Annotated in this window: 3 protein-coding genes and 1 pseudogene; all 4 read left to right on the plus strand. The window is 66.8% G+C overall.

Annotated features, from left to right (window positions below):
* Positions 1–316 precede the first annotated feature (316 nt).
* The gene (locus ABZ281_RS47385) at positions 317–790 is read left to right on the plus strand and encodes a BlaI/MecI/CopY family transcriptional regulator (protein WP_356664820.1); all 474 of its coding nucleotides are present in this window, start codon (positions 317–319) and stop codon (positions 788–790) included.
* A 9-nt stretch (positions 791–799) separates the two neighbouring features.
* Positions 800–1,333, plus strand: coding sequence for an amino-acid N-acetyltransferase (locus tag ABZ281_RS47390; protein WP_298571325.1), 534 nt, complete (start codon positions 800–802; stop codon positions 1,331–1,333).
* Between the two features lie 263 nt (positions 1,334–1,596).
* Positions 1,597–1,932, plus strand: a complete 336-nt coding sequence (locus ABZ281_RS47395) for an Lsr2 family protein (protein WP_283967922.1) — start codon at positions 1,597–1,599, stop codon at positions 1,930–1,932.
* Positions 1,933–1,970: 38 nt separating this feature from the next.
* A pseudogene (locus ABZ281_RS47400) lies at positions 1,971–2,039 on the plus strand (6,7-dimethyl-8-ribityllumazine synthase); the annotation flags it as partial.

Below are 2,039 nucleotides of genomic sequence, written 5' to 3' on the forward strand. Positions count from 1 at the left end.
TCCAGGATCTCGGCGGCCGTGCCCGGGATGGTGTCCAGGCCCGCCTCCTTTGCGGCGGTCAGCCACTCGCGCACCGACATGCCGGTGCGGGTCGCCGTGGATGCCGCCCTCGCGCGGGTGGAGGGTGCCCGCCAGTCCACCGCGACGCCCCCGACGGCCGACGCCTGACCCCACCCCCTCCGAGGGCGTACGACTCGGCGGACCCGCTCCCCGCGGCGCCCGCACCCACGAGCCGTACGCCCTTTTTGTTCACGTTCGCCGGTCCCGCGCACGTCCGCCACGCCATTACCGGGATCTCCCACTATTGTTCTGAGCTGTGCCTCGCCCATTGGGAGAACTCGAAGACGCGGTCATGTCGCGGGTGTGGAAGTGGAACCGCCCGGTGACCGTTCGAGAAGTCCTGGAAGATCTTCAGAAGGAGCGGTCCATCGCGTACACCACCGTGATGACCGTTTTGGACAATCTCCATCAGAAGGGCTGGGTGCGCCGCGAGGCGGAAGGCCGTGCCTATCGATATGAGGCGGTCTCCACCCGTGCCGCCTACGCAGCCGCCCTGATGAACGACGCCTGGTCGCAGAGCGACAACCCCGCCGCCGCTCTCGTCGCCTTCTTCGGCATGATGAGCGAGGAACAGCGGCGGTCTCTCACCGATGCCGTCCGCATCGTCCAGGGCCCGGAAACCCGGGAACCGACCGAACCGTCGGAATCCGCAGAACCGGCCGAACGAGCGGAACCCGGGGAAGAGCCCGGGGAGAACCCCGCCTCCGGCCGGGACCGCGGCGGGCGATAGCGTCCCGTCATGTCCGCGAAGAGCCCCGAAGCCAGCGCAAAAGCCATCACCGTCCGACGGGCCCGCACCAGCGACGTCCCGGCCGTACGGGGCCTCCTTGACGCCTACGTCCGCGGCCGCATCCTGCTCGACAAAGCAACGGTGACGCTTTACGAGGACATCCAGGAGTTCTGGGTCGCGGAACGGGACGACAACGCGGAGGTCGTCGGGTGCGGCGCGCTGCACGTGATGTGGGAAGACCTCGCGGAAGTCCGCACTCTCGCGGTGAAGCCAGGCTTGAAGGGCGCGGGCGTCGGACACCGTGTGCTGGAGAAGTTGCTGCAGACCGCCCGCTGGCTCGGCGTTCGCCGTGTTTTCTGTCTGACCTTCGAAGTCGACTTCTTCACCAAGCACGGCTTCGTGGAGATCGGCGAGACGCCCGTCGACACGGATGTCTACGCGGAGCTGCTGCGTTCCTATGACGAGGGCGTCGCGGAGTTCCTCGGACTCGAACGAGTGAAACCGAACACCTTGGGCAACAGCCGGATGCTTCTGCATCTGTGATCGCCGGGCGCAAGTAGGTCGCTAGAGGGTCTGGACGGTTCGTCAAGGCATATTCCGCACGCCCGCCCCTGCCCCGGTGCCCTATGTCCGAAACGCGCACGTTTCCGGACCGGGGCCGGGCTGCCGGTCTCTGCCGGGGGTTTGTGTTTTTCCGGCAAAAGCGGTTTGCTTTCCGACGTACTGCAGTACTGCATATAACAGGGGACGGCGATACGGCGGACGCCGGCACACCCGCCCTGAAGATATCGATGAAAGGAAATCCGGTGGCACAGAAGGTTCAGGTCCTTCTTGTCGACGACCTCGACGGTGGCGAGGCTGACGAGACCGTGACGTTCGCGCTGGACGGCAAGACGTACGAGATCGATCTCACCACTGCCAATGCGGACAAGCTCCGTGGCCTTCTCGAGCCTTACGTGAAGGGCGGTCGCCGTACCGGAGGCCGTGCTTCGGGCGGGCGTGGAAAGGCGCGCGCCGCTGCGAGCGGCAGCCAGGACACCGCGGCGATCCGCGCCTGGGCGAAGGAGAACGGTTACGAGGTCAACGACCGCGGCCGTGTTCCCGCAACCATCCGCGAGGCTTACGAGAAGGCCAACGGCTGAACAGCGGCCCTACCGACCCTGCGCCCGCATGGCCGGTGCAGGGCCTCACCCAGGTCTCCGTCGACACCGGTGTCCCCGTCGGCTTCGGCGTGCTGACCTGCGACACC

The organism is Streptomyces sp. NPDC006265 (genome assembly GCF_040613555.1).
Taxonomy (GTDB): domain Bacteria; phylum Actinomycetota; class Actinomycetes; order Streptomycetales; family Streptomycetaceae; genus Streptomyces.